The organism is Trinickia sp. (assembly GCF_051953405.1).
Lineage (GTDB): Bacteria > Pseudomonadota > Gammaproteobacteria > Burkholderiales > Burkholderiaceae > Trinickia.
This window is the reverse complement of sequence record NZ_JBQCIV010000115.1, coordinates 1-24,788: the sequence shown is the minus strand read 5'-3', so window position 1 is coordinate 24,788 and position 24,788 is coordinate 1. Positions and strand designations below refer to the sequence as shown.

General features: G+C 63.1%; 22 protein-coding genes and 1 pseudogene. 9 read left to right on the top strand and 14 right to left on the bottom strand.

What is annotated here, in order from left to right:
* Window positions 1-214: 214 nt before the first annotated feature.
* Window positions 215-997 (top strand): Fic family protein, encoded by a 783-nt coding sequence (locus ACTHN9_RS19715; RefSeq protein WP_440538456.1) that lies wholly within the window; start codon window positions 215-217, stop codon window positions 995-997.
* A 46-nt stretch (window positions 998-1,043) separates the two neighbouring features.
* Here the strand turns inward: ACTHN9_RS19715 and ACTHN9_RS19710 are convergent, their stop codons facing one another.
* Both ACTHN9_RS19710 and ACTHN9_RS19705 read right to left on the bottom strand, forming a co-directional pair.
* On the bottom strand, window positions 1,044-4,763 hold the full coding sequence (locus tag ACTHN9_RS19710; protein ID WP_440538455.1) for a CheR family methyltransferase: 3,720 nt from the start codon (window positions 4,761-4,763) through the stop codon (window positions 1,044-1,046).
* 217 nt (window positions 4,764-4,980) lie between these two features.
* Window positions 4,981-5,499 carry a hypothetical protein gene (locus tag ACTHN9_RS19705; protein ID WP_440538454.1) on the bottom strand — a complete coding sequence of 173 codons (519 nt, stop codon included), beginning with the start codon at window positions 5,497-5,499 and terminating at the stop codon, window positions 4,981-4,983.
* Window positions 5,500-5,950: 451 nt separating this feature from the next.
* Here ACTHN9_RS19705 and ACTHN9_RS19700 point away from each other — a divergent pair, with 451 nt between their 5' ends.
* From ACTHN9_RS19700 to ACTHN9_RS19670, 7 genes are all read left to right on the top strand, one after another.
* Window positions 5,951-7,414, top strand: a complete 1,464-nt coding sequence (locus ACTHN9_RS19700; RefSeq protein WP_440538453.1) for an efflux transporter outer membrane subunit — start codon at window positions 5,951-5,953, stop codon at window positions 7,412-7,414.
* A 57-nt stretch (window positions 7,415-7,471) separates the two neighbouring features.
* The gene (locus tag ACTHN9_RS19695; protein WP_440538452.1) at window positions 7,472-8,728 is read left to right on the top strand and encodes an efflux RND transporter periplasmic adaptor subunit; all 1,257 of its coding nucleotides are present in this window, start codon (window positions 7,472-7,474) and stop codon (window positions 8,726-8,728) included.
* Window positions 8,729-8,818: 90 nt separating this feature from the next.
* Complete coding sequence (locus tag ACTHN9_RS19690; RefSeq protein WP_440538451.1) at window positions 8,819-9,514, top strand: ABC transporter ATP-binding protein; 696 nt, start codon at window positions 8,819-8,821, stop codon at window positions 9,512-9,514.
* 4 nt (window positions 9,515-9,518) lie between these two features.
* Window positions 9,519-10,664 (top strand): ABC transporter permease, encoded by a 1,146-nt coding sequence (locus ACTHN9_RS19685; protein ID WP_440538450.1) that lies wholly within the window; start codon window positions 9,519-9,521, stop codon window positions 10,662-10,664.
* On the top strand, window positions 10,661-11,839 hold the full coding sequence (locus tag ACTHN9_RS19680) for an ABC transporter permease (protein WP_440538449.1): 1,179 nt from the start codon (window positions 10,661-10,663) through the stop codon (window positions 11,837-11,839). Before ACTHN9_RS19685 ends, ACTHN9_RS19680 begins: the two co-directional genes overlap by 4 nt.
* A 128-nt stretch (window positions 11,840-11,967) precedes the next feature.
* Window positions 11,968-13,071 carry a sensor histidine kinase gene (locus tag ACTHN9_RS19675; RefSeq protein WP_440538448.1) on the top strand — a complete coding sequence of 368 codons (1,104 nt, stop codon included), beginning with the start codon at window positions 11,968-11,970 and terminating at the stop codon, window positions 13,069-13,071.
* A gap of 1 nt (window position 13,072) precedes the next feature.
* Window positions 13,073-13,807: a LytR/AlgR family response regulator transcription factor gene (locus ACTHN9_RS19670; protein ID WP_440538447.1), complete on the top strand. Its 735-nt coding sequence runs from the start codon at window positions 13,073-13,075 to the stop codon at window positions 13,805-13,807.
* 53 nt (window positions 13,808-13,860) lie between these two features.
* Here the strand turns inward: ACTHN9_RS19670 and ACTHN9_RS19665 are convergent, their stop codons facing one another.
* From ACTHN9_RS19665 to ACTHN9_RS19615, 11 genes are all read right to left on the bottom strand, one after another.
* Complete coding sequence (locus ACTHN9_RS19665) at window positions 13,861-14,127, bottom strand: hypothetical protein (protein ID WP_440538446.1); 267 nt, start codon at window positions 14,125-14,127, stop codon at window positions 13,861-13,863.
* Window positions 14,124-14,672 (bottom strand): hypothetical protein, encoded by a 549-nt coding sequence (locus ACTHN9_RS19660; RefSeq protein ID WP_440538445.1) that lies wholly within the window; start codon window positions 14,670-14,672, stop codon window positions 14,124-14,126. The genes ACTHN9_RS19665 and ACTHN9_RS19660 overlap by 4 nt, the downstream gene beginning before the upstream one ends.
* A gap of 293 nt (window positions 14,673-14,965) precedes the next feature.
* Complete coding sequence (locus ACTHN9_RS19655; protein WP_440538444.1) at window positions 14,966-15,454, bottom strand: GFA family protein; 489 nt, start codon at window positions 15,452-15,454, stop codon at window positions 14,966-14,968.
* 50 nt (window positions 15,455-15,504) lie between these two features.
* Window positions 15,505-17,142: an AMP-binding protein gene (locus tag ACTHN9_RS19650; RefSeq protein WP_440538443.1), complete on the bottom strand. Its 1,638-nt coding sequence runs from the start codon at window positions 17,140-17,142 to the stop codon at window positions 15,505-15,507.
* Window positions 17,143-17,155: 13 nt separating this feature from the next.
* Window positions 17,156-17,551, bottom strand: a complete 396-nt coding sequence (locus ACTHN9_RS19645) for a RidA family protein (protein WP_440538442.1) — start codon at window positions 17,549-17,551, stop codon at window positions 17,156-17,158.
* The gene (locus ACTHN9_RS19640; RefSeq protein ID WP_440538441.1) at window positions 17,548-18,009 is read right to left on the bottom strand and encodes an acyl-CoA thioesterase; all 462 of its coding nucleotides are present in this window, start codon (window positions 18,007-18,009) and stop codon (window positions 17,548-17,550) included. The genes ACTHN9_RS19645 and ACTHN9_RS19640 overlap by 4 nt, the downstream gene beginning before the upstream one ends.
* Window positions 18,006-19,250 (bottom strand): acyl-CoA dehydrogenase family protein, encoded by a 1,245-nt coding sequence (locus ACTHN9_RS19635; RefSeq protein WP_440538440.1) that lies wholly within the window; start codon window positions 19,248-19,250, stop codon window positions 18,006-18,008. The genes ACTHN9_RS19640 and ACTHN9_RS19635 overlap by 4 nt, the downstream gene beginning before the upstream one ends.
* 2 nt (window positions 19,251-19,252) lie before the next feature.
* Window positions 19,253-20,110, bottom strand: a complete 858-nt coding sequence (locus tag ACTHN9_RS19630; RefSeq protein WP_440538439.1) for an enoyl-CoA hydratase family protein — start codon at window positions 20,108-20,110, stop codon at window positions 19,253-19,255.
* Between the two features lie 23 nt (window positions 20,111-20,133).
* Window positions 20,134-20,667, bottom strand: coding sequence for a MarR family winged helix-turn-helix transcriptional regulator (locus tag ACTHN9_RS19625; RefSeq protein ID WP_440538438.1), 534 nt, complete (start codon window positions 20,665-20,667; stop codon window positions 20,134-20,136).
* Window positions 20,664-21,449 (bottom strand): SDR family NAD(P)-dependent oxidoreductase, encoded by a 786-nt coding sequence (locus tag ACTHN9_RS19620; RefSeq protein ID WP_440538437.1) that lies wholly within the window; start codon window positions 21,447-21,449, stop codon window positions 20,664-20,666. Before ACTHN9_RS19620 ends, ACTHN9_RS19625 begins: the two co-directional genes overlap by 4 nt.
* 2 nt (window positions 21,450-21,451) lie before the next feature.
* The gene (locus ACTHN9_RS19615) at window positions 21,452-23,782 is read right to left on the bottom strand and encodes a bifunctional salicylyl-CoA 5-hydroxylase/oxidoreductase (RefSeq protein WP_440538436.1); all 2,331 of its coding nucleotides are present in this window, start codon (window positions 23,780-23,782) and stop codon (window positions 21,452-21,454) included.
* A 164-nt stretch (window positions 23,783-23,946) separates the two neighbouring features.
* On the opposite strand from ACTHN9_RS19615, the pseudogene ACTHN9_RS19610 reads away from it, so the two are divergent.
* Window positions 23,947-24,054, top strand: a pseudogene (locus ACTHN9_RS19610) (IS66 family transposase); the annotation flags it as partial.
* 96 nt (window positions 24,055-24,150) lie between these two features.
* Here ACTHN9_RS19610 and ACTHN9_RS19605 read toward each other — a convergent pair.
* On the bottom strand, window positions 24,151-24,780 hold the full coding sequence (locus tag ACTHN9_RS19605; RefSeq protein WP_440538435.1) for an MBL fold metallo-hydrolase: 630 nt from the start codon (window positions 24,778-24,780) through the stop codon (window positions 24,151-24,153).
* Window positions 24,781-24,788: the final 8 nt, after the last annotated feature.

Below are 24,788 nucleotides of genomic sequence, written 5' to 3'. Positions count from 1 at the left end.
TTGTTGATACGTGAAGAGACCGTCGGCCTTGTTGCCGCAGCGTTAGGAAGCGGCCTGCGGCGCCGTCAACGGGTGCCTACCTGTGGGAAAATCGCGACCGACGCCGATCAGGAACGACCGTGACGTGCTGCAGGCGCCGATCCCAGGGTGAGCGCGCACCTGAATGATGGGCGCTCTCAAGGAGAGTCGTTAGCCGCCGCCGAATCGAAATCCCATGGACGCATCCCTAAAAATCCTGCTGGAAGCTGTCGACGCCGACAAGGCAAAGCTGGATGCGGCGCGTCCGTTGCCACGACACTCGCTTGCGTCGCTGCGCGAAAAGCTGGCGCTGGAATGGACCTATCACTCCAACGCGATCGAAGGCAACACGCTGACGCTGCGCGAGACCAAAGTCGTGCTCGAAGGCATCACCGTGGGCGGCAAATCGCTGCGCGAGCACTTCGAAGCGACGAACCACCGCGAGGCAATTTTCTACGTCGAAGAGATCGTCGCGAAACACGAGGCGCTCACCGAGTGGCAGATCCGCAATATCCATAGCTTGGTGCTAAAGGGAATCGATGATGGTGAGGCGGGGCGCTATCGTGAAGAGAACATGGCGATCTCCGGGGCGAGCACGACGCCGCCCGACTTCCTGCATCTGCCAGCCGAAATGGCTGCTCTCGTGGCTTGGTACGAAGGCGCCGCTGCAATGAATCCGATCGCGCGTGCCGCCGAGCTGCATACGCGATTCGTGAAAATCCATCCGTTCGTGGACGGCAACGGCCGGACCGGACGGCTGCTGTTGAACTTCGAGCTGATGAAGCGGGGTCATCCGCCCGCGGTCATTCGAAAAGAGGACCGCCTGGCCTACTACGACGTTCTCGACGAAGCCTGCGCGAATGGCGACTTTTCCGGTATCACGCGGCTGGTTGCGGAATCGGTCCACCGATCGCTGGGCACTTACCTCGACCTCCTAGGACTACGTGAGTCACCCCAGCCGCCCCATAGCGGCGCGTGACCCGCCGCCCTAGCTGGAGCGCGACTGCCGCACTCCACCCACCTCGCTACTTCGCCCGCACCTGCGCAATCGCACTCAGCAGTGCATCGAGCATGACCGGCTTCGTCAAATGCGCATCGAACCCCGCTTGCGTGGCTTCGTCGATATCCGACGGCCGGCCGAAGCCGCTCAGCGCGATCGCCTTCACCGATTGCATATCCGGCCGCAAACGCACGGCCTCGATGAAGGCCAACCCGCTCATGCCCGGCATGCCCAAGTCCGACAAAATCAACGACGGCCGCTGCTTATGGAGCAGATCGAGCGCGTCCTCCCCGCTCGTCGCCACCGTCACGGCAGCGCCCTCCATTTCGAGCAGGAGCCGGAAGGTTTCGACCGTGTCGTGATCGTCGTCGACGAGCAGCACATGCTCGCCCCTCAAGAACGTGGTAGGCGAGGTGCCGCTGCCATCGTGCTTGACCGCGTCGACCACCCGCGGCAGCTTGACCGTGAACGTCGCGCCGTGACCGATTCCATCCGAGTGGGCATCCACTTTGCCGCCATGCACGGCAACCAGATCCTTGACGAGCGACAGCCCGATACCCAACCCGCCGCGCACGGACGAAGCGCTGCTGCGCCCCTGTTCGAACATCTCGAAGATGTTCGGCAGCGCGGCGCCATCGATGCCGACGCCGTTATCGGTCACGCTAAGCACCGCATAGTGATCGTCGCTCGAGAGCTGAACGGCGATCTTGCCGTCGCCGTCGGTAAATTTCAGCGCGTTGCTGACGAGATTCCACACCACTTGCTCGATGCGCGTGAGGTCGGCGTGGATCGATACGGGGCCGTCCGGCACCGACACGCGAAAATCGATATCCTTGCGCTCCGCCTCGTCTTGCATCGTATGGCTGATACGCTGCACGACTTCCTTCAGATCCACGGGCCGCCGCGTGATCGACAGCTTGCCGGTACGCAAACGCGACATGTCGAGCAAGTCGTCGATGATCTGCGCCTGGCCGAGCACGGTGCGGCGGATCGTGTCGGCGGCACGCGAAATCGTGGGGTTCGCCCGCGCCTCGGCGGAACGGCCGATCAACTCGGTACTCGCGCTGATCAAGTTCAACGGATGCTTCAACTCGTGCGACACCACGGCGAGAAACTCGTCGCGCCGCCGTTCCGCTTCATCGACGCCCGCTTGTCCGACATGGCGCAACCGCTCCTCGGCGGCGCGGCGCGACGTGATGTCGATAAACGAAAGCACGGCACCGTCGATGCGGTTCTCGGTCGTGCGGTACGGCAGGATCCGCGCGAGGTACCAGCGCCCGTCCGAACTCTTGAGTTCGCGCTCGATCAAGCGCAGCGAGCCGAACGCCTCGGCGGCGTCGTCGGCGAGTTTGTCGTATTCGAGCCGGTGCGTGATGTCGAGCAGCGAGCGGCCGATATCGGTGGCGATGATGCTGAAGACATCGGCGGCGCGAGGCGTATAACGTTTGATCGACAGGTTGCGATCGACGAAGATCGTGCCGATGTCGTTGGCCATGACGAGATTTTGCAAATCGTCGTTGATCTTGCCCGTCTCTTCCACCTTCGCTTTCAACTCGGCATTGACGATCGTCAGTTCCTCGTTGATCGCCTGCAGCTCTTCCTTGCTCGTTTCCAGCTCTTCGGTGGCCGAGCGCAATTCCTCGTTGATGGCCTGCAGTTCTTCGTTCGACGCCTTGAGTTCTTCCGTCGACGTTTCGGAATGCTCGATCGTGGCCTGCAACTGCTCGCGCGTGCGCTGCAATGCGCGCTCGAGCTGCGCGATGATCGGGTCGCGCGGGTTGTCGGGCACCGCCTCGTCCACTTCGCCAACGCTGTCTTCCACTTCGTCGAACAAGATCAGGACGAAATCGGCGTTGGCGTCCGAATCATGCACGGGCCGCGCCGTCATTTTGACGAAATAGGAGCGGCCGTCGCGATCGAGCCGCACGCGCCGCGACTCCACGCTGACATCCGCCAGAAGCGCTTGGTAGATGGCCGAGCGCAATTCGAGCCGCAGCTCGCGCCGCACGGCGGTCAGGATGTTGTGCGAAGGTTCGCCGCCCGCGTATTGAAGGAAGCGCCCCGCGCGGTCCGACAAATGCACGATTTCGGAATCGCGGTTGATGAGGACGCTAGGCGGCGCATGCTGCTCGACGACGCGCTGATGCAATTCGCCGAACGAAAATTTGCGTTTGCCGGCCGGGGGCAGATGCATGAACGTGGGTCGCGCGTTGAGCGCGCCGGGCGCCGCGACCGGGACGGGCGTATCGCTGCGCACCGCAATGCTGGCGCGGTAGATGCGCGCTTTTTTGTCGGCGACAGAGAAGAGGCCGCCCGCGCTGTCGGCCGTTTCCGAACTGCCGAGGAACAGATGCGCATTCGGCCGCAGCGCGAAATGGAACGTGCGCAAGGTATCGATCTGCGCTTCGCAGTCGAGGTAAATGAGCAGATTGCGACAGCACACGAGATCGAGCCGAGAGAAAGGCGGATCGCTCAATACGTTGTGAAGCGCAAACAGCACGCGTTCGCGCAACGCTTTCTTCACGCGAAAGCGATCGCCGTCTCGGGTGAAGAATTGGCGCAAATGATTCGGATCGACGTCGGCGGCAATCGATGCCGGATAGAGTCCTTCCCGCGCCGTGGCAATCGCGCGTTCGCTGATATCGGTGGCGAACACTTGGAACGGTATTTGATCGCGTGCGGCCGACGACGCCTCTTGCAACAGCATCGCCACCGTGTACGCTTCCTCACCCGTCGCACAGCCGACGACCCAGACGCGGACGGGCTCTTCCTGCCGGCGATTCTCGAAGATCGCGGGCATCACGTGATCCCGGAGTACCTCGTAGGCCTCTTTATCGCGGTAGAAGTTCGTCACGCTGATCAGCATGTCCTGCAGCAGCGCGGCGGTTTCCTCGGCGTGCGTTTGCAGATAGTCGCGATACTGCTGCAGTTCGGAGAACCCGTTCACCTGCAGGCGCCGTTCGATCCGGCGCAGCACCGTCGCGCGCTTGTAGTGGCGAAAGTCGTGCCCGGTCCGATTGCGCAGAATCATCATGATCTCGCGCAACGTACGCTCGACGTTGCCCGTTCCCGCGCTGGGTTCGGCGCCTTCTCCTTCGCCTTCGTCCCCGCCCGCCGGCACCCGCGCAAGACAGATCTTCTTCGCATTGGCCCACAGCGCGAGCATACGTTGCGGGATGTCGGCCACGTCGAGCTGGAAGTCGATCGCGCTCGTGACGCTCGGCGGCCAGGCGGTGCCTTCCGCACGCGTCGACGCCTTGTTTTGCGCGAGCGTGACGCCACCGAATTCCTTCAAGCGCGTGAAGCCGAGCGCGCTGTCCGTACTCACGCCGGCGAGGACGACGCCGATCGCGCGTTCGCCGTAAGCCGTGGCCAGCGAATCGAAGAAAACGTCGATCGGGTGGTGTCGTTCCTCGGCGCCGTGGACAAGCGCGGCGTGCAGCTCGTGCTCGACGATCGTGCAGACCAACGGCGGCTCGATAACGTAGATACGGTTCGGTTCGATGTGCATCGTTTGACGCACCGGCACCACGGGCATGACCGTGGCCGGCTGGAGCGCGGCGGCCAACGCGTGTTCGGGCTCGCTCGGCGCTCGAAGCACGACGACGTACGCGGCGCCCGATTGGGCGGGCATCGCATCGAACAATTGCTTGAGCGCGTCGATGTCGTTCGCCGACGCGTCGATCCCGACGACCGGGAACGCGAATCGGTTGCGCAGCGAACGGCCGGGGTTTCGATCGGACATATTGGTCTGTCGGATGAGGCGCGGCACGCACGCGGCGCGGCTCGATCGCGACAGAAAGACGACCTCGCGATGAGGCTAGACGACACTCCGGCTTGGCCGAAGCCGCACGCGGCCCGTTCGGGTTTCGATGAGTTCGTTCCGGCTCATATGATACGCGGCCTCGTATCAGTTACGTGAGGTTTAACACGTTAGGCGCAACCGGCAAAATGCGTCATTCTCATTCCGACGTCGGTGCGGCAACGCTGCCTGCCTTCGTATGCGCGGCGCGCAACAGAACGTTCAGCGAGCGGCCGAGTGGCATGCCGGCAAGCGCGCCCCACGCCGCGAACGAGAGAAATTCGAAAGAATCGCTCGTGCTCCAACGAAAATGTGCAGCCAATGCGTAGTGCTGCGCGAAATCGACGAAAAACGACAGCAGCAGGGTGACAAGCAAGCTCGGATCGCCGGGTAGTCCGACCGTGAGACCGGCTGGCGCGAAGTGAAACCGCAAACGCCAGCGGCTGGCGTGCAGCCAGCCCAGGCCTGCGCCCAGCGCTAGCGCGACAAGCGCCGCCCCTTGTACCGACAGATCCGCATCGGGGAACAAACGCCGCAGACTCGCCGCGCCAAGTGCGAGGAAGACGAGCGGAAATACCAGCGTCCGCTCCGGCCGCACGGTGCGCGGGAAGCAGCGTCGCACGCCGAGATAGCCGAGCATGCACAGCAGCACGTAGCCATATACCGGGATATGAAACATCAAATCGCTCCTTTTCTTAACGTGTGCGCCATGAAATATCGGAGTGCAGCGCTCGGCGCGAAGTGTATTGACGCGCCGATAAGCAAGGTCCGGCATGCGACGAATTGCAATGGACGCCGATGGGCAGCACGCTGCGGCGACGAATGGGACCGCGGCTGAGCGAACGTGGGGTCAAGGATTCACTGACATTCGTAGCTTTAGCGCGGCGACATGAAAAATGGCGATGTGCCACCCGAATAATGATTACGAATGCGACTATCGTCGGCGGTTTGCGGGCGTTATACTCTGTGCCGCATTTGATTGCCCGATACATAGCCAGCTTCATCTTTCCTCCGCTGCCGAATCGGGGGAATTAGGTTGAACAGCCCTCATTCCGAATATGGAAAAGTACGAGCGTGGCCAACTGCGCCGGTCGATGCGCGCGGGCAGATCGTCTGCCGCACGTGCTCGCGTGTCGACGGCAATTCTTTCGCTCGCAGCCATGCTGGTGTGCGGCGGCTGCGCCGTGGGCCCCGATTTCAAGGCGCCGGCCGCGCCGACTGCCAAAAGCGTGACGCGCGAGCCGCTGCCCGCACAGACGCAGGCCACGCCCGTCGCGGGCGGCGCTGCCCAACATTTCGATCCTGCGGCCGAACTCCCCTCGCACTGGTGGAGCGCGTACGGGTCCGATCGGCTCGATCGTCTAGTCGCGCAGGCGTTTGCCAATAGTCCGACGATCGCGTCGGCTCAGGCGGCGCTGCGCGTGGCGCAGGAGCAAGTCAACGCGCAGCGCGGGGCGCGCTTTCCGACGATCGGCGGTACGGCCGGCGTGGCGCGGCAAAAGCTGAACGGTGCGGCGCAAGGGTTTCCGCAGGCCGGTAGTTTTCTATTCACGCTTTACAACGCGTCGGTGAGTTTGTCGTACGACTTCGACGTTTTCGGGGGCGTTCGACGCGGCATCGAAGCGCAGGAAGCCGGGCGCGATGCACAGCGCGAGGAATTGCAAGCCACTTACCAGACGCTGGCCGCCAACGTCGTCACGACGGCTGTGCTCGAAGCGTCGCTGCGCGCGCAGATCGATGCGACGCGCGAACTCGTCGCATCGGCTCAGCATGAGGTCGACCTGAGCCGGCAAGAGTTCGAATTGGGCGGTGCCGCGCGTTCGGACGTGCTGTCGGCTGAATCGAATTTGGCCTCGGTGCAGGCGACGTTGCCGCCGCTCGCGCAGCAGCTATCGGCTGCGCGTAGCCAGCTCGCCGTCTACCTCGGCAAGGCGCCGGGCGAATCCGACGAAGGGCCGATCGAACTTGCTTCGATGCAATTGCCGCTCGATATTCCGCTGATGATGCCGTCCGAAATCGTGCGCCAACGGCCCGACGTTCGGCGCGCGGAAGCGCTCCTGCATCAAGCGAGTGCGCAGATCGGCGTCGCGACGGCGAACATGCTGCCGCATCTCGGCTTGACCGGCAGCTTCGGTGATGAGTCCGCCTCGCTGCGTTCGCTTTTTTCGAGCAACGTGTTTTCGTTGGCCGGCAATATTACGCAACCGCTGTTCCAGGGCGGTGCGCTGAATGCGAAGCGGCGCGGCGCCGTGGCGGCATACGACCAATCGCTCGCGCAGTATCGGCAAACCGTGTTGCTCGCGTTCAAGAACGTAGCGGACGCGCTGCGCGCGCTCGACACCGATGCGCAGACGCTGGCCGCGCAATATCGCGCACAGACGGCGGCGGCCGACAGCTTGCATCTGATCGAGCAACGCTTCGGGATGGGCGGTGCGAATCATCTGGAATTGCTCGTCGCGCAGCAGCAATATCAGCGTTCGCGCATCGCTTACGTGCAGGCGCTCGCCGCGCGCTACCAAGATACGGCCGCATTGTTCCTGGCACTCGGCGGCGATTGGAAGCAGACAAGCGAAACCGTATCGGCGGCCCACTGAGCGTTGCGCCCGGGCGGCACAGGGATTCACTCAATTCAACCCGCGGAAGTCGATTACATGACGGACAAATCGGAGTTGTTGCGGCAGTTGCGGATCGAACGCGACGAGCGGCCCGCGCAAGCGGCGCCTTCTCGGCGCTGGTGGTGGGTGGCGGGGTTGCTCGGCCTCTTGATCGCGCTCGGGCTAGGGGCGCTCCTCTTCCTGCATGCCGCGCTGCCGACGGTGCAGGCGGCCGTGGCCAAGCCGGCGGCGACGGGCGCCGGGATGGAGGCGGGCACGTCGGTGCTCGACGCCTCCGGTTATGTGGTGGCGCGCCGGCAAGCGACGGTTTCGGCAAAGATCACCGGCAAGCTCGCTCAGTTGTTCATCGAGGAAGGCGTGCATGTCAAGGAAGGCGACGTCGTCGCCAAGCTCGACGATCGCAATGCGACGGCCGCGTTGTTGCAAGCGAAGGCCGCGGTGACGCAAGCCGAAAGCACGCTCTTGCAAGCGAAGGCGGCCGCGGCGGACATCGCGCCGATCTACGCGCGCGACCGCAAGATGGCGGCGGCCGGCGTGATCAGCGCGACCGCGCTCGACCAGAGCAAGGCGAACTACGACGGAAAGCAAACGGACGTGGCGGTGGCGCAGGGCAACTTGGCCGTGCGCCGCGCGGCGCTCGAGATCGCACAGCGCGATCTCGACGATACGATCGTGCGCGCCCCGTTTACCGGCGTCGTCACGACCAAGAATGCGCAGCCCGGTGAAATCGTGTCGCCGTTGTCGGCGGGCGGGGGCTTTACGCGTAGCGGGATCTGCACGCTCGTCGATATGGATTCGCTCGAGGTGGAAGTCGATGTCAGCGAAAACTTCATCAGTCGCGTGAAGGCCGGCGAGCCGGCCACGCTCAAGCTGAACGCGTATCCCGATTGGTCCATCCCCGCCTACGTCATCGCTGTCGTGCCGACGGCCGATCGCAGCAAGGCGACGGTGAAGGTGCGAGTGGGCTTCAAATCGCGCGACCCGCGCATCCTGCCGGAAATGGGCGCGCGCGTATCGTTCCTGAGCCGGCCCGCCGGCGGCAATGGCGGCTCGGCCAACGCGGCCGGGGTGACGCTGCCTTTCGCCGCGGTGCAAGCGAATGCCGGCAGCGCGACGGGCATCGTGTACGTCCTGCACGACGATACGGTCGAGCGGCGCGAGGTCAAGCTCGGTGCGCGAAACGGCGATGAGCAGACCGTCATCGCGGGCGTATCGCCGGGCGATCGCGTGGCCGTCGGCGATCTGACGAAGCTTGCCGATGGGGCGCATGTCAAGGTGGCGGATCGCTCGTAGCGCGAAGCAAGCACGAGGCAAGCACGACGAAGCACGATACACGCGCAGTGCACGGATTGGAACTCGGGATCGAATGAGGAGCAAAGCAAAATGACTGCCATGGTGTCCCTCAGAAACATCGTAAAGACGTACACGCGCGGCAAGCAGGCCGTGGAAGTGCTGCACCACCTCGATCTGCAAGTCGCCGAAGGCGATTTCGTCGCGCTCATGGGCCCGTCCGGATCGGGCAAGACGACGGTGCTCAATCTGATCGGCGGCATCGATCATCCGACGAGCGGCGAACTGGTCGTGGCCGGCGAGCGCATCGACCAATTGAAGGGCGGCGCACTGGCGCGTTGGCGCTCGAACAACGTCGGCTTCGTTTTCCAGTTTTATAACCTCATGCCGATGCTCAGTGCGGAGCGCAATGTCGAACTGCCGCTCTTGCTGACCTCGCTCGGCAAGAGCGAGCGCATGAAGCGCGTGCGCGCGGCACTGGCCATCGTCGGCTTGGAGGATCGCGCCAAGCACAAGCCGTCGGAGCTTTCCGGCGGGCAGGCGCAGCGCGTGGCGATCGCCCGTGCGCTCGTGTCGGATCCGAAGCTGCTCGTCTGCGACGAACCGACGGGCGACCTCGACCGCACGACGGCGGACGAAATCCTGCATCTGCTGCAATTGCTCAACCGCGACTACGGCAAGACGATCGTCATGGTGACGCACGATCAGAAGGCTGCCGACTACGCAACGCATACGCTGCATCTCGACAAGGGGCGGTTCGTCGAAGAGCGGCAACGGACCGAGGCGTGACGCCATGAAATTCATCCCGTTGATATGGGCGATGCTCTGGCGCAAGAAAGTGCGCACGTCGCTGTCGTTGCTCTCGATCATGATTGCGTTCCTCCTGTTCGGCATGCTGCAAGGCGTGAATTCGGCATTCAAGGAAACGATCGAGCGCTCGAACGTCAATCGGCTCGTGGTCACGAACCGGATCTCGATTACCGAGAACCTGCCGTACGCGTACATGCAACAGATCGAGGCACTGCCGGGCGTCGAGCGCGTATCCCACGAATCGTGGTTCGGGCCTTATTACCAGGACCCGAAGAACTTTATCGCGGCCTTCCCGGTGGAGCCCGAACGGGAGTTTCCGGCGCACCCGGAATACCAAGTGCCGGCGGACCAACTGGCTGCGCTGGAACACACACGCGACGGTGCGATCGTCGGCGCTCATCTCGCGGCGAAATACGGCTGGAAGATCGGCGATCGCATCCCCTTGCATTCGACGATCTGGGTGAAAGCGGCCGATGGCAATTCCGATTGGGATTTCGATATCGTCGGCTTGTACCAAGACCCGGCCGATCGTTCGCGCGAAGACGCCATGTTCTTCAACTACAAGTATTTCGACGAAGCGCGCAGCTTCGCGAAGGGGACGGTGGGCTGGTACATCGTCGTGGTGAAGGATCCGTCCCAATCGGCCGTGGTGGCGAAGGAAATCGACGACCGTTTCGCAAACTCGCCCGACGAAACGAAGACGCAAACCGAAAAGGAATTCCAGCAGTCGTTCATGAAACAGATCGGCGACATCAATCTGATCGTGACGTACATCTTGTTCGCGGTCTTCTTCGCCTTGCTATTCGCGGTGGGCAGCACCGTGATGCAAGCCGTGCGCGAGCAAGTGCCGGAGCTGGCCGTGCTCAAGACGCTGGGCTTTTCCGATACGCGCATGCTCGTGCTCGTCCTCGTGCAATCGTTGACGCTGTGCGTCGTCGCTGCGTTGCTCGGTCTCGGCCTTGCGGAATTGATGTTCCCTGGGCTGCGGAACACGCTCGGCGTGGTGAAGCTGCCGCCGACGGTGATTCTCGAAGGGGTGCTCATGGCCGCGCTGCTCGCGGTCGCGACGGGCATCGTGCCGGCTTGGCGCGCCAAGCGGCTGGTTATCGTGGAGGCGCTGCGTTCATGATCAAGCAAATCGTTGCAGTCACGTGGATGAACTTGCGCAGCTTGCCGCAGCGGATCAGCACCGCTTGGGTTATCGTGATCGGCATCGCCGTGACAGTGGCCGTCATGGTGTCGGTGTTGGCGATGGCGGCGGGCTTTCAGCATACGCTCAAGGGCACGGCGCGCGACGACCGCGCCATCGTGCTGCGTGCCGGCTCGCAAGCCGAACTCGAAAGCACGATCGATCGCGAGAACGCGCAGACGATCATGGATGCGCCCGGCGTGCGCAAGGACGAAGCGGGCCGGCCGATTGCGTCGGCCGATGCCGTCGTGATCGTCTCGCTGCCGCAAAAGAAGGACAACGCCGATGCCAACGTCACGCTGCGCGGCGTCGGCGCGAACGCCATGAAGCTGCGTCCGGAGATGCATTTGATCGCGGGCCGGATGTTCCGTCCCGCCGTGCGAGAACTGATTGTCGGCAAGTCCGCGCTGGCGCAATTCAAGGGGCTCGAACTCGGCAGTCACATTGCGTTCCGCAATTCGGAGTGGACGGTTGTCGGCATCTTCGAGAGCGGCGGCGACGCGCACGAATCGGAGTTGCAGGGCGACGTCGAGACCGTGCTATCGGCGTATCGGCGCAACGGCTTTCAATCGGTGACGGTGATGCTGGATTCGGCGGCCGCGTTCGATCGCTTCAAAGGCGCGTTGACGACGGATCCGACCTTGAAGGTGGGCGTGCAACGCGAAGCCGATTACTATGCGGCGCAATCGCGCAATCTGTCGAAGCTGCTGAATCTGTTGGCCTATTTCGTCGGCGGCATCATGGCGCTGGGCGCGTGCTTCGGTGCGCTCAATACGATGTACACGGCTGTCTCCACCCGCACCCGAGAGATTGCCACGCTGCGGGCGATCGGATTTAGCGGCGCGCCGATCGTGATTTCGGTCTTGGTGGAATCGCTGCTGCTGGCGGTCGTCGGCAGCGTGATCGGTTCGGCGGCGGCTTGGGTGTTCTTCGATGGCAATACGGTCAATACGCTGGGCGCGGGATTCACGCAGGTCGTGTTTCATCTGACGGTCACGGCTTCGCTACTCGTATCGGGCGTGTTCGTCGCTTGCACCATCGGCATGCTGGGCGGGTTGCTGCCGGCGATACGCGCGGCGCGCCAGCCGATCGCAACGGCATTGCGGGCCAGTTGACAGCGGTTTTTCGACCGTTCGTCGCGCGACGCTACCGTCCGTCGCCCGTCTTGGGCGGAGCGCGCAATCCGGTGTAGAGTGGCCGGCGGCGTCGCGTTGGCTTGGCGGCGCCGCCAGACAATCTCATCATGGACACTGGGCTCAATTCACTTTCATCGGCTACCTCCGCTTCGGGCCTTCATCGAGGCGGGGCGGCTCGCCGCTTCGCTTCGGTCGGCGGCCGGTTGGCATACGTGGCCTGGCTCGTCGTATTCAGCTCGATCGTCGGCGTGGGGATTTGGGCGGCGCATCGCACCGAACCCGTCTTACCGTATTTCGTCATCGCCAATGCCATCGGCCTCAGCGCCTCGGCGCTTGGCACGTTGCTCGATAGGCTGCATACCATCCGGTTCAGGCCTTTCACGCGTGTGCTGCTGATTGCGCCTGCAAGCGTCATTGTCGGCGCCGAGTTCACGGCGGCGACGGTCGGCGGCGTCCCCCATTTGATCGGACGGGGCGGCATCGATGCCTGGCTCAACTACGGCACCTCGTTCGTCATCGCCGCGGTGGCATGCGCCTTCTTCACGGTATTGGGGCAAGCGCTGCATATGCGAGCGACGCTCGAGACGCAGCGGCGCGAGGCGGCGGAGCTGCGGCAATCGGAGACGGCGGCGAGGCTCGCGTTGCTGCAAGCGCAGATCGAGCCGCATTTCCTGTTCAATACGCTGGCCAATATCCAAAGCTTGATCGAACGCGATCCCACTCGGGCCGTGTCGATGCTGGACAGCCTCAATCGCTATTTGCGGGCGAGCTTGAGCCGGACGCGCAGTGCGACGTCGACACTGGACGACGAACTCGAGCTTGTCGAGGCACTGCTCAAGATCGCCGCGGTGCGTCTTGAAGACCGGTTGCGCTATGAGATCGACGTGCCCGAGCCGTTACGTCGTTTGACGCTCTCGCCGCTGCTATTGCAGCCACTGGTCGAGAACGCGTTGCTGCACGGCATCGAGCCGTCGATCGACGGCGGACAGATCCGCATCGTCGGCCGGCGAGCGGGCGACGTGCTCACGCTCGACGTGATCGATACCGGTGTGGGCCTGGGTCGCTCGGCCAAGCTGCACAGCGGCGTGGGGCTTTCGAATGTTCGCGCGCGGATCGCTTCTTTGTATGGCGAGCGCGGACGCGTGTCCGTGGCTGCAAACGCCGACGCCGCGCGGGGCGTGACCGCGAGCCTGTCGATTCCGATTTGCTGATATGCCTTCCGCCTTGATCGCCGACGACGAGCCGAATCTTTCGGCTGAACTTGCCTCGCGCCTGACACGGTTCTGGCCGGAGCTGCACATCGTGGGGATGCCCCGCGATGGGGTGCAGGCGCTGGCGCAGCTTAACGAAAAGCGGCCCGATTTTGCGTTCCTCGATATCCGCATGCCGGGCATCGACGGGCTGAAGGTGGCGCAGCTCGCCACGGGGGCGCGGGTGGTGTTCGTGACTGCCTACGATGCGCATGCGGTGGAGGCGTTCGAGGCGTCCGCAGTCGATTACTTGCTCAAGCCGGTCACCGACGAACGGTTATTGCGTTGTATTGCGCGCTTGCAGCAAGCGGGGGCGCCAATGACCGATGCCGCAGCCGTGGCGCTGGCCGCTAGTGGGCAAAAGGATGCGATGACGATTCGTTGGCTGACGGTGGGTGTGAAGGATGCGACGAAGCTCGTTTCGATCGATGACGTGCTTTTCTTTCAAGCTACGGACAAGTACACCGAGGCTGTGACGTCGGAGCACCGACACTTGATCCGTACGCCGCTGAAGGAACTGCTGCCGCGCTTGGATGCAGAGCGGTTCGCGCAGGTGCATCGCGGGGTGATCGTCGCTTACAAGGCCATCGATCGAATCGAACGCGACTTGCTGGGGCGCCTGCGGATTCATTTGATTGGGCATGATAGCGTGCTGCCTGTCAGCCGCGCTTACGGTGGGTTGTTTAAGCAGATGTGAGAGCCGCTGCATTGCGCCGCATACTACGGGTGCTGCTACATTCGAGGCCGCGCTTACTTGCTCTTGTCGAAGTAGTCGTCGGCTATCCAGCCGTCGCCTTTGGCGGGGCAGTACACAGCCGTGTATTGGAACACTTTCTCAACGACGACGCGCCCCGGATAACACACGTCGCCCTGCGTCAGCCGGAAGATTTCGTCTTGTGCATCGCCATCCGGTGATCGATAGACGGGCATTTCTCGCTGGGCGCGCCATGTTTCATCACTATGGCTCATACAGCCGGCGAGGGCCAGTGCCGCAGCCAAAATCGCGAATTTAGTCATCGTGTTTTTGGGTATTCGATTTTCCTAGCTACTCGTTTCGAGTGATTCAATCCAGTAACAATGTCGGCCGGACTGATCATCCCAAGGGCGAGCCAGCGAGGATCGTGCGCAACGATCCCAACTGTCCTCAGTACGTCGACGACGTTACTTGAGCAGCTGTTATCGAGAAGACTGTACTCGTGCGATTTGGGATCGGCGGCGAACAGTTGAACTCTATGCTCCAATTCTGTACGGATTGTGTCCTTCTCCTTCTGCGATACGCGGATGACATAGCCAACACTGTTGCGATACCCGTTTCGATGAAGGTAGTCGTTCGTACCGGTGGTGAAATATCGTGCAGATGCACGAGAATATGCCGTTTCATCGACAATAAGGGCTACGTGGCCGAATTGCGAACCCCAGCTCGATAAGCGCGGCTCGCTGATCACGACCTCAACGGTTACCGATTCGTTGCCGGGTTCTTTCGCTGACGTACCGATACTTGGCGTCGCTGTTTGGGTTGTGATCAATCCCCCATCCGGGGACATGTTTAACTGGTCAAGCATGACTCCGACTCCATCGTCACAAACGTCGAGAGCGGCATTCTTGATCGGAAGAAGGACGCATGCTCAAACCAGCCCGATTTTCAGACGATTCTGAGTTGGATGGGGATCGATTTGCTCAGGTCCACCGCGAGGTGACCGTCGCATACGCCGCAGTTGATCGTATCGAGCACGATCTGCTGGGGGCATGCGGATTCACCTGATCGGACAGGGTGCGGTGTTGCCTGTCAGCCGCGCTTACGCCGGGCGCTCCAGGCAGATGTGAGGCTTTGCGGTTGCGGCCCGTGAAGCTGCTGTTAGGCGCTCTTGGCGTGCGGCCTTCCTGGACGCGCCCCTTGTGCCGCGAAGGCTTCGACGAGCGGACCGAAATCCGTCATCGCCGGAAAGGCGGCGAAGCGGTGTGGCGCCCCGGTCTTCGCCCAAGGCAAGGCTTCGCTCGTGTAGGTCTCGACAAAGGGCGCGAACCAGGTGGCGTCGTCGAGCATGGATGGCCGGACGTTCACGAAGCCCATGCTCGGTTCGAGTTCCGTAAATACCCAGCTCTTGCACCACTCGCAATGGCGATGATGGATCTGAGCCCCGTGCAGGCCGCCCGTCACCGCTTCACCCTCGATCACTCGGAAGCCGGCTTCCGGTATGGCCATGGATAGCGAGAACGCGCTTGCGCTCATCTTCTGGCAGCCCGTGCAGTGACAAGCCATCGTCAGCAGCGGGGGTGCCGAAATTTCGAACCGCAGTTTTCCGCATCGGCAGCCGCCTTGCCAAGGCAAATTCCACGCTTCCATTGGAGCCTCTAGTTGGGTGATCGGAGGACAAATTCTAATACGGAGGCCCCTTACAACGTCCGTAGCGCAAACCGCTTCAGCTTCCCCGTCTCCGTTCTCGGCAGCGCATCGATGAACTGAATGACGCGTGGATACTTGTAGGGCGCGACGGTCTGCTTAACGAACGCCTGGAGCTGCGTAACCAGCGCATCGTCGCCCACATACCCCGGCTTCACGACCACGAACGCCTTGACCACTTGCCCACGTTCCTCATCGGGCACGCCGATCACACCGCATTCCGCGACGGCCTCATGCTGCATCAACACGCTCTCCACCTCGGGACCGGAAATGTTGTAGCCGGCCGAGACGATCATGTCGTCGGCGCGTGCCTGATAAAACACATACCCGTCCGCATCGAGATAAGCCGCATCCCCCGGCAGATTCCATCCTTCGCGCACGAACTTCCTTTGGCGTTCGTCGGCCAAGTAACGACACCCCGTCGGCCCCCGCACCGCGAGCTTGCCGACCACGCCCGTTTCCACCGGCCGCATTTCATCGTCGACCACGGCCACCACATAGCCGGGAATAGCTTGCCCGATCGCGTGCGGCCGGACCTTCTCGCCGGCCGACGAAATGAAGATATGGATCATCTCCGTGCCGCCGATCCCGTCGATCATTTCGATGCCCGTCGCTTGACGCCACAACGCTCGTGTCGAATCGGGCAGTGCCTCGCCCGCCGAGACGGTTTTGCGCAGGCTCGAGAGATCGTAGCGCGGCACGAGCGGCGCCATCTGACGATAGAACGTCGGTGCCGTGAACATCGTGGTCGCGCGAAAGCGCTCAACGGTACGCAGCAGCGTTTCGGGCGTCAGCTTTTCGATGAGAACGGTCGATGCGCCCACCCGCATCGGAAAGCAAAGCAGCCCGCCGAGTCCGAACGTAAATGCGAGCGGCGGCGTCCCGCAAAAAACGTCGGCCGACGTCGGCTTGAGAATGTGGCGCGGGAAGAGATCGCACATCGCCAGCACATCCCGATGAAAATGCATGCAGCCTTTCGGCGCACCCGTCGTGCCGCTCGTAAACGCGATCAAGCAGACATCGTCCGCCGCCGTATCGCATGCCGCAAAGTGCGCCGGTTTCGTCGCCGCCATCGATTCGATCGAATCGGACGCATCGCTATGAAACACGCGGACGTCCTTCAGATCGGCGCAAAAGAACGCGTCCTCGGCATCGCGGCATCGATTCAATTCGTCGATGAGCCGCACATCGCAAAGCGCTGCACCGATTTTCGCTTTATCGACGATCTGCTTGAGTTCCTTCGCGCGCAGCAGCGGCATCGTGGGCACGACAACGAGCCCGGCCTTCAAACTGGCGAGGAATGCGGCCGCCATTTGCAGCGTATTGGGACCTCTCAGCAAAATCCGATTGCCCGGCACGAGGCCCATGTCTTCGACGAGCACGTGCGCCCACCGATTCACCATGTCGGCCAGAACGCGGTACGTCGTGCCCTGCGGCGCGTCGTTCACCTCCGACCAAATCGCGACGCGATCGCCGTGGCCGGCTGCAATGGTGGCATCGAGCAATTCCGTCGCGCAATTGAAACGCTTGGGGTAGGAGACATCGGGATGATCGAGCAGCAAGACAGGCCATTGATCTTGCGGCGGCAGATTGTCTCGCGCAAACGTATCGACATGGGCAGACGGTTCCATGGCTCGCTCCGGATCAGTCGGGTATCACGGCGGTGGCTTCGATTTCGACCTTCGCTCGATCTTCGATCAGCGCGGCAACCTGCACCGCGCTCATGGCGATGTCGTAATCGCCGATCAACTCGCGGAAGGCTTGACCGATGTCTTTCGAGGCGGCCAGGTAGTCGCGCTTGTCGGTCACGTACCAGGTCATTCTCACCAGGTGCTCGGGACCGGCGCCGGCCTCCTTCAGCACGGCGACGATATTGGCCAGCGCTTGGCGCGCTTGATCGGCGAAACCGTCGGAGCGGAAATGCCCCGTTTCGTCCCAGCCGATCTGGCCGGCGACGAAGATCTGCGTGCCGTGCGCGGCAACGCCGTTGGCATAGCCGCGCGGTTTCGGCCAGCCGGCCGGCAAGAGGGGACGTTTCATGACGAGGCGCCTTCGTGTTCGATCGTGGAGGGAATCGCGGCCGCCCGTAGCAGCGCCGCGCGGATATCGTCGGGAATGACGATCGATTCGCCCGATTCGAGCGAGGTGGTCACGAGCACTTGCGTGGCGGCGAACCTCACGCCGTTCGGCCCGCGGCCGACGATGCGAATTCGAATGGAGTGCCTGCCGACATCGATCAGCGAGAGGGCGAGCGAAATCGTCTCGCCCATCCGGCTCGGCCGCGCGAACTCGCATTCGAGCCGGACGATCGGCAGACCGACGCGGCGCCCGCCGATCATGTCGGCGTAGTCGATGCCGAGTGCATCGGTGAACCAGTCTTCGACGAGCGCGTTCGTGAGCGTCAGGTATTGCGGGAAAAAGACGATGCCCGCCGGGTCGCAGTGCGAAAAGCGAATGCGCACGGGGCGCTCGAACACGATCGGTGCGTCGTTCGTCATCGTGCGGCTCCCGGTGCTCGATCTTGCGAGCGGCTGTCCGCATGTGCCTTGAGCAGATCGCGCCCGACGATCAACTGCTGCACTTCCGTTGCACCTTCGTAGATGCGTAGCGCGCGAATCTCTCGATAGAGCATTTCTACCGGCGTCCCACTGCATACGCCCTGGCCGCCCCAGAGTTGGACCGCCGCGTCGATCACGCGCTGGGCCCCCTCGCTCGCGTGCCATTTCGCCATGGCCGCTTCGCGCGTGACACGCTTGCCCTGGTCTCGCATCCAAGCGGCGCGATAGACGAGCAGCGCGGCCGAATCGATCGTGAGCGCCATCTCGGCGAGCTTCGCCTGCGTCAACTGAAAATCGCCGAGCGTTTGCCCGAACATGCGGCGCGACGATGCGCGTTCGAGCCCTTCATGCAACGCGTGCCGCGCGAAGCCGAGCGAAGCGGCGGCAACCGAGGTCCTGAAGATATCGAGCGTGCGCATCGCCAGCTTGAAGCCTTCGCCGGCGGCACCGAGCCGCTGCGATTTCGGCACGCGGGCGCCTTCGAAGCGAAGACGCGCAAGCGGATGCGGCGCGATGACGTCGATGCGTTCGGCGATCGACAATCCCGGCGTATCGGCGTCGACAATGAACGCGCTGATGCCGCGCGCGCCCGGCGCTTCGCCCGTGCGCGCGAAGACGACATAGAAATCGGCGATGCCGCCGTTCGAAATCCATGTTTTTTGGCCGTCGAGGACATACGCATCGCCGTCCTCGCGGGCGGCGAGCGAGAGTGCGGCCACGTCCGATCCGGCTTCCGGCTCCGAGAGCGCGAAGGCCGCAATCGCTTCGCCGCGCGCGACGCGCGGCAGGTAACGGCGCTTGTGTTCTTCCGTGCCGGCGAGCGAGATGGCGCCCGAGCCGAGCCCTTGCATCGCCAATGCGAAATCGGCCAGGCCCGAGCGCGAGGCGAGCGTTTCGCGCAGCAGACAGACGGCGCGCGTGTCGATCGTGTCGCCAAGACCGCCATAAGCGACGCCGCCTACGCCGTAGCGCAGCCATCCGCCTTCTCCCAGCGCACGGACGAGCCCGCGGCACGACCCGTCGACGGCGTCTCGTCCCTGCGGCCCCGAGGCGAGCGGCGCGGCGTGTTCCAACAGATCGCGCCGCGTATCGCACCAGGCGTCCAGGTCGTGCACCAGCGTGCGGTGCCGCTCCTCGAAAAACGGCCAGTCGAGCATCTCGTGCCGTTGCGTGTCGGCCATGCTCAGTCTCCTTGGAAGATGGGCCGCGTCTTGGCCGCGAACGCCTCGTATGCGCGCTCGAAGTCGCGTGTGGCCATACAGATCGCTTGCGCCTGCGCTTCGGACTCGATCGCTTCGTCCACGCTCATGCTCCACTCCTGGTGCAGCATCGTCTTCGTGACACCGTGAGCGAAGGTCGGACCGGCGGCGATCATTTGCGCGAGTTCGTGCGCATCGGCGAGCAAGCGCTCGGGATCGCATAGCCGGTTGTAGAACCCCCAAGCGAACCCTTCGTCGCCGCTTGCGGAGCGGCCCGTGAACAGCAATTCGGAGGCGCGGCCTTGCCCGATGATGCGCGGCAGGATCGAGCAGGCGCCCATGTCGCAGCCCGCTAACCCTACGCGCGTGAACAGGAATGCGAGTTTGCTGCGCGCGGTGCCGAGCCGCATGTCGGATGCCATCGCGATGATGGCGCCCGCACCGGCGCAGACACCGTCCACGGCCGCGACGATCGGCTGCGGACAATGACGCATGGCTTTCACGAGATCGCCGGTCATCCGCGTAAACATCAACAGTTCCGGCATCGGCAGGCCGACGAGCGGGCCGATGATCTCGTGCACGTCGCCGCCCGAGCAGAAGTTCTCGCCGGCGCCGTGAACGACGACCGCTTTGACGTCCGTCGCGTAGGCGAGCTGGCGGAAGAGGTCGCGCAGTTCCGCGTACGAATCGAACGTCAACGGGTTCTTGCGCTCGGGGCGGTTCAACATGATGGTGGCTACGCCTTGTTCGAGCCGCCATCCGAAGTGGCGTGCGCGAAACGAGGCGAGGGACGTGCGATTGCCCGCACGCAACGGGTCGGCGTTGGAAACGGCATCCGTCATGGCGTAGTGCTCCTATTCGCTCGCTAGCTGCTTTTGACGCTATCGAGCAGATGTTCTTTGAGTTTGCCCAGGCGCTGATGCATCTTTGCTTTGTCGTCGATGGACAGGCCGCCGAACAATTCGATCACCCAGTCCTCGTGCGCCCGGGCCATCTTGTCGAATAGCGCGCGGCCGGCCGGCGTGAGGCTGACGGTGAAGGCGCGGCGATCGTTGGGATCGACATCGCGCGCGACTAAGCCTTCTTTTTCGAGCTGATCGGTCAGGCCCGTGACGTTCCCGCCCGTCACCATGAGCCTGCGCGAGATCTCGCTCATCTTCAGCCCTTCGGGATGACGTTCAAGCTGCGCCATGAAATCGAAGCGCGGGAGCGTGGTGTCGAATTCGGCACGCAGACGGCGACGCAGCTCCGCTTGGACGAGATTGGTCGTCGTTAGCAGGCGCAGCCAGAGCCGCAGGCTCATATGACTGTCGATGCCCGTGCTCATTTCTAGGTCGACGATGTTTTCCGCGCGCGGCGTGGACCGCTTTTTCGTCGATGCGCGAACGGTGTCGCTCACATTACTTCTCCACCTGAGATCGATATCGATTGGCCCGTGACCGAGCCGGATTCCCGAGCGACGAGCCACAGTACGGCATGCGCGACTTCTTCGGGCTCGATGAAACGCCGCTGGGGATTGGCGCGCTGCAGCGCCGCGCGCGCATCGTCTTGCGAACGGCCCGTCTTGCTGACGACTTGCTCGAGCGACGTTTGCAACAGCGGTGTTTCCGTGTAGCCGGGGCAGACTGCGTTAACCGTGACACCGGTCGTTGCCGTTTCGAGCGCTAATGCGCGTGTCATACCGATGACGCCATGCTTCGCGGCGCAATAGGCCGCGACGTAGGGATAGCCGATCTGCCCGGCGGTGCTTGCCACATTGACGATGCGGCCGAAGCCGCGCTCGATCATCGCCGGCAGGGCGGCTTGGGTGCACAAAAACGTGCCCGTCAGATTGACGTCGAGCATGCGTTGCCAGAGGCCGAGATCGGTCTTGGCGAACGGCGCGGCTTGCGCTTGCCCCGCGTTGTTGACGAGGATATCGACCGGGCCGAGCGCTTCGCGCGCCGAGGCAAACGCGGCGTGTACGGCGTCGGGATCCGTCACATCGGCCGCTGCGCAATGGATGACTTTCGACATGCCGAGCGCCTGACGTTGAGCGTCGAGCTTGGCAGCGTCGCGTCCGACGAGCGTGACGCGGGCGCCTGCGTCGACAAGCGCACGGGCAATAGCTGCGCCGATGCCGCTCCCGCCGCCCGTGACGACGGCGTGCATCTCGCCTAGCGCGTTGCGGTTTGCGTTCATTTTTAGGCTCCTACCACGTGCGCCGCGCGTTCGCGTTCGAGATTGCGTTCGAGTTGCGTTTTACCGGCCATGTATTGCTTCGGCCAGGTCACATCGAAGTAGCCGATCTTCGCGGCTTCGGTCAGCGTCCAAGCGGGATTCGCGAGATGCGGCCGCGCGATGGCGCACAGATCGGCGCGGCCCGCCGCAATGATGCTGTTGACGTGATCGGCTTCGGAGATGGCACCGACGGCGATCGTCGAAATGCCAGCCTCGTTGCGGATCCGATCGGCGAACGGCGTTTGGAACATGCGCCCGTACACGGGTTTTTCGGCTTTGCTGACTTGCCCTGACGAGACGTCGATCATGTCCGCGCCGGCCGCCTTGAATGCGCGGGCGATCTCGACCGCATCGTCCGGCGTCGTGCCGCCGTCCACCCAGTCGTGCGCGGAGATGCGCACCGAGATCGGCTTGCCCTGCGGCCAAACACGGCGGATCGCCTTGAACACTTCGATCGGGAAGCGCAGACGGTTTTCTAGGCTGCCGCCATATTCGTCGTCGCGCCGATTCGTGAGGGCAGAGATGAAGCTCGATAGCAAGTAGCCGTGCGCGCAGTGCAATTCGAGCCAGTCGAAGCCGGCTTCATCGGCCATCTGCGCGGCGCGCACGAACTGCGCTTCGATCTCGCGCAGTTCGTCATGCGTGGCGGCGTGCGACCATTGGCTCACGCCGGCGAGGTACTGCTGCGGCGACGCCGAGACGATCGGCCAATTGCCGTCGGGCAACGGCTGGTCGATGCCTTCCCAGCTCACGCGCGTCGATGCCTTCGCGCCGGCGTGGCCGAGTTGCATGCCGATCTTGGCGTCGCTCATTGCGTGGACGAAATCGACGATACGACGCCACGCGTGCAAGTGCTCGGGGGTGTACATGCCCGGGCAGCCTGGGGTGATGCGCGCTTCCGGCGAGACGCAGGTCATTTCGGTCATGACCAGGCCCGCGCCGCCCATGGCGCGCGCGCCGAGATGCGTCAGGTGATAGTCGCCGACGGTGCCGTCCACAGCCGAGTATTGCGCCATCGGCGAAACGACGACGCGATTCTTAAGTGTCACGTCGCGTATCGAAAACGGCGTAAACATCGGCGGAATCGAATGCGCGTCGTCGGCTATGTGCTTGGCCCCCGCCTGCTGCGCGAGCCATTGTTCGAACGAGCGCACATAGCGCGCATCGCGTTCGCGGAGGTTTTCGTGCGAGATTCGCTGCGAGCGTGTGAGGAGCGAGTAGGCAAATTGCTCGGGTTCGAACGAGGCGTAGCGATCGACGTGCTCGAACCATTCCGTCGAATTACGCGCGGCGTTTTGGATGCGAAGGACATCGACGCTGCGCGTTTCCGTGTAGTGCGTCAGTGCGGCATGCAGATCGTGCGGGTGCGCGTCGATGCTGTCGGCCAGCGCAATTGCATCTTCCAAGGCGAGCTTCGTGCCTGATCCGATCGAAAAATGTGCCGTATGTGCGGCATCGCCCATCAATACGACGGGCGTTGTGCCGCCGCTTGCCCGCGGGTTGTAGTGCACCCACTCTTGGTTGACGACGCGCGGAAAGCGGATCCATTGCGCCGAACCGCGCAGGTGCGCGGCGTTCGACATGAGCGGGTGTCCGTCGAGGTACTTGGCGAACAGGCGCTCGCAGAAGGCGATGCTGTCCTCCTTGCTCATTTCGTCGAGGCCGGCGGCGTGCCATACGCGCTCGGGGGTTTCGACGATGAAGGTGGAAGTGTCTTGGTCGAAGCGATAAGCGTGGGCTTGAAACCAACCCCATTCGGTTTTCTCGAAGGCGAAGGTGAACGCATCGAACAGTTTGTGCGTGCCGAGCCACACGAAGCGGCAATCGCGGATGTCGATGTCGGGGCGGTAGGTGTCCGCGTATTTCTGCCGGATGGGGCTGTTTGCGCCGTCGCAGGCGATGATGAGATCGGCGTCGTAATCGTCGTCGTTCGTGACGTTCGTTTCGAACACGAGCTTCACGCCGAGTGCTTCGCAGCGGGCTTGCAGGATATTGAGCAGACGTTTGCGGCCGATGCCGCAGAAACCGTGGCCCGACGAGCGGACGGTGCGGCCCCGGAAATGGACGTCGATGTCGTCCCAGTGGTTGAACGCATCGAGGATCGCTCCGGCGCTGGGGCCATCGGCGGCGCGTAGATTGTCGAGCGTTTGATCGGAGAAAACGACGCCCCAGCCGAACGTGTCGTACGGGCGGTTGCGCTCGATGACGGAGACTTCGTGCGCCGGATTGCGCAGCTTCATGAGTAAGCCGAAGTACAAGCCGGCCGGGCCGCCCCCGATGCAGACGATGCGCATGATCGCTCCTCGCGTGTCGATGGGGGAAATTTAGGTGTAAATAGTTTAGGTGTCAAGGAAATGTGTGGGGGCGCGTGTCGGGCTCCGACTCACAAAGGGATGCATGCGGTAGATGTCGCGTCCCTCCGACGCTGTCAGTAAGCATCTGACTTGTACCGTTCCCCACGTCGAAATTCGCGTACCAGATCCCGTTCTACCGTCAGTCGGTCATGTACGCGCGCGACGGCGTTGAAATCGAGCCGGGCACCATGGGCTACTGGCTGGGCAGTCTCCGCACGCATCACTCCCATTCGCTGACAGTTCACATCGTTGTCGTCAACGAAATTCGCGACGGTGCTAATGACCATCAGATCAACGCGGCCGTATGGCTATAGCCGTTCGATAGCACCGTCCACGATCGCGTGCCATTCATCCGCGGAGGTCATCGAGACGGGCGTTGGCCCCTGGCAGGCGCTGGCAATCACCACGTCGGGATCGAGTTCGCGCAATAGGCCAAGACTGGCTCTGAGACTGGATTTTCGCCCTCCCGAGAAGCGCCAGATCAGCGTTCCCCACGACTGCCCCTTGGGGAAGATCGAATCGCCTGTGAAGAGATAGGTCTTGCCGTGCGGCGAGCGGTACATGAAGCAGGTGCTGCCCGAGGTGTGCCCCGGCGTCGGAATGACCTCGATGTTGCCCAGGTGCGTCTCGCGCGCGTCGAAGGTCACGTCGATGGGGCAGTACGACTTGACGGCCTTGGCCTCGAGCTTGTGGCAGCACAGGGCCGCCCCGAACGTCTGCTTGATCGTTGCCAGTGTCGGCCCGGCCTCATCCCGGTGGGACAGGTACTGGCGGGCGATCCCGCCCAGATCCTCGATCGGCTGCAGCTCCTCCAAGACACCGGTGCCGTAAAACAGGATGTTGCCTTCCGGCCGCGTCAGCAGATAGGCGTGCGAGGTGACGCCGTGGAACGGATGTTCCGTCTGCGTCTGCCAGAGGTCAGGGAAGAGCTGCTGCATGGTTCAAG

Excerpts from the sequence above, each read along its gene's own strand:
- ACTHN9_RS19640 (WP_440538441.1), bottom strand. The coding sequence starts at position 18,009 with ATGACGAACGACGCACCGATCGTGTTCGAGCGCCCCGTGCGCATTCGC.
- ACTHN9_RS19635 (WP_440538440.1), bottom strand. The coding sequence starts at position 19,250 with ATGGCCGACACGCAACGGCACGAGATGCTCGACTGGCCGTTTTTCGAG.
- ACTHN9_RS19620 (WP_440538437.1), bottom strand. The coding sequence starts at position 21,449 with ATGAACGCAAACCGCAACGCGCTAGGCGAGATGCACGCCGTCGTCACG.
- ACTHN9_RS19685 (WP_440538450.1), top strand. The coding sequence starts at position 9,519 with ATGAAATTCATCCCGTTGATATGGGCGATGCTCTGGCGCAAGAAAGTG.
- ACTHN9_RS19650 (WP_440538443.1), bottom strand. The coding sequence starts at position 17,142 with ATGGAACCGTCTGCCCATGTCGATACGTTTGCGCGAGACAATCTGCCG.
- ACTHN9_RS19665 (WP_440538446.1), bottom strand. The coding sequence starts at position 14,127 with ATGACTAAATTCGCGATTTTGGCTGCGGCACTGGCCCTCGCCGGCTGT.
- ACTHN9_RS19645 (WP_440538442.1), bottom strand. The coding sequence starts at position 17,551 with ATGAAACGTCCCCTCTTGCCGGCCGGCTGGCCGAAACCGCGCGGCTAT.
- ACTHN9_RS19630 (WP_440538439.1), bottom strand. The coding sequence starts at position 20,110 with ATGACGGATGCCGTTTCCAACGCCGACCCGTTGCGTGCGGGCAATCGC.
- ACTHN9_RS19680 (WP_440538449.1), top strand. The coding sequence starts at position 10,661 with ATGATCAAGCAAATCGTTGCAGTCACGTGGATGAACTTGCGCAGCTTG.
- ACTHN9_RS19660 (WP_440538445.1), bottom strand. The coding sequence starts at position 14,672 with ATGCTTGACCAGTTAAACATGTCCCCGGATGGGGGATTGATCACAACC.
- ACTHN9_RS19705 (WP_440538454.1), bottom strand. The coding sequence starts at position 5,499 with ATGTTTCATATCCCGGTATATGGCTACGTGCTGCTGTGCATGCTCGGC.
- ACTHN9_RS19605 (WP_440538435.1), bottom strand. The coding sequence starts at position 24,780 with ATGCAGCAGCTCTTCCCTGACCTCTGGCAGACGCAGACGGAACATCCG.
- ACTHN9_RS19670 (WP_440538447.1), top strand. The coding sequence starts at position 13,073 with ATGCCTTCCGCCTTGATCGCCGACGACGAGCCGAATCTTTCGGCTGAA.
- ACTHN9_RS19675 (WP_440538448.1), top strand. The coding sequence starts at position 11,968 with ATGGACACTGGGCTCAATTCACTTTCATCGGCTACCTCCGCTTCGGGC.
- ACTHN9_RS19690 (WP_440538451.1), top strand. The coding sequence starts at position 8,819 with ATGACTGCCATGGTGTCCCTCAGAAACATCGTAAAGACGTACACGCGC.
- ACTHN9_RS19655 (WP_440538444.1), bottom strand. The coding sequence starts at position 15,454 with ATGGAAGCGTGGAATTTGCCTTGGCAAGGCGGCTGCCGATGCGGAAAA.
- ACTHN9_RS19695 (WP_440538452.1), top strand. The coding sequence starts at position 7,472 with ATGACGGACAAATCGGAGTTGTTGCGGCAGTTGCGGATCGAACGCGAC.
- ACTHN9_RS19710 (WP_440538455.1), bottom strand. The coding sequence starts at position 4,763 with ATGTCCGATCGAAACCCCGGCCGTTCGCTGCGCAACCGATTCGCGTTC.
- ACTHN9_RS19615 (WP_440538436.1), bottom strand. The coding sequence starts at position 23,782 with ATGCGCATCGTCTGCATCGGGGGCGGCCCGGCCGGCTTGTACTTCGGC.
- ACTHN9_RS19715 (WP_440538456.1), top strand. The coding sequence starts at position 215 with ATGGACGCATCCCTAAAAATCCTGCTGGAAGCTGTCGACGCCGACAAG.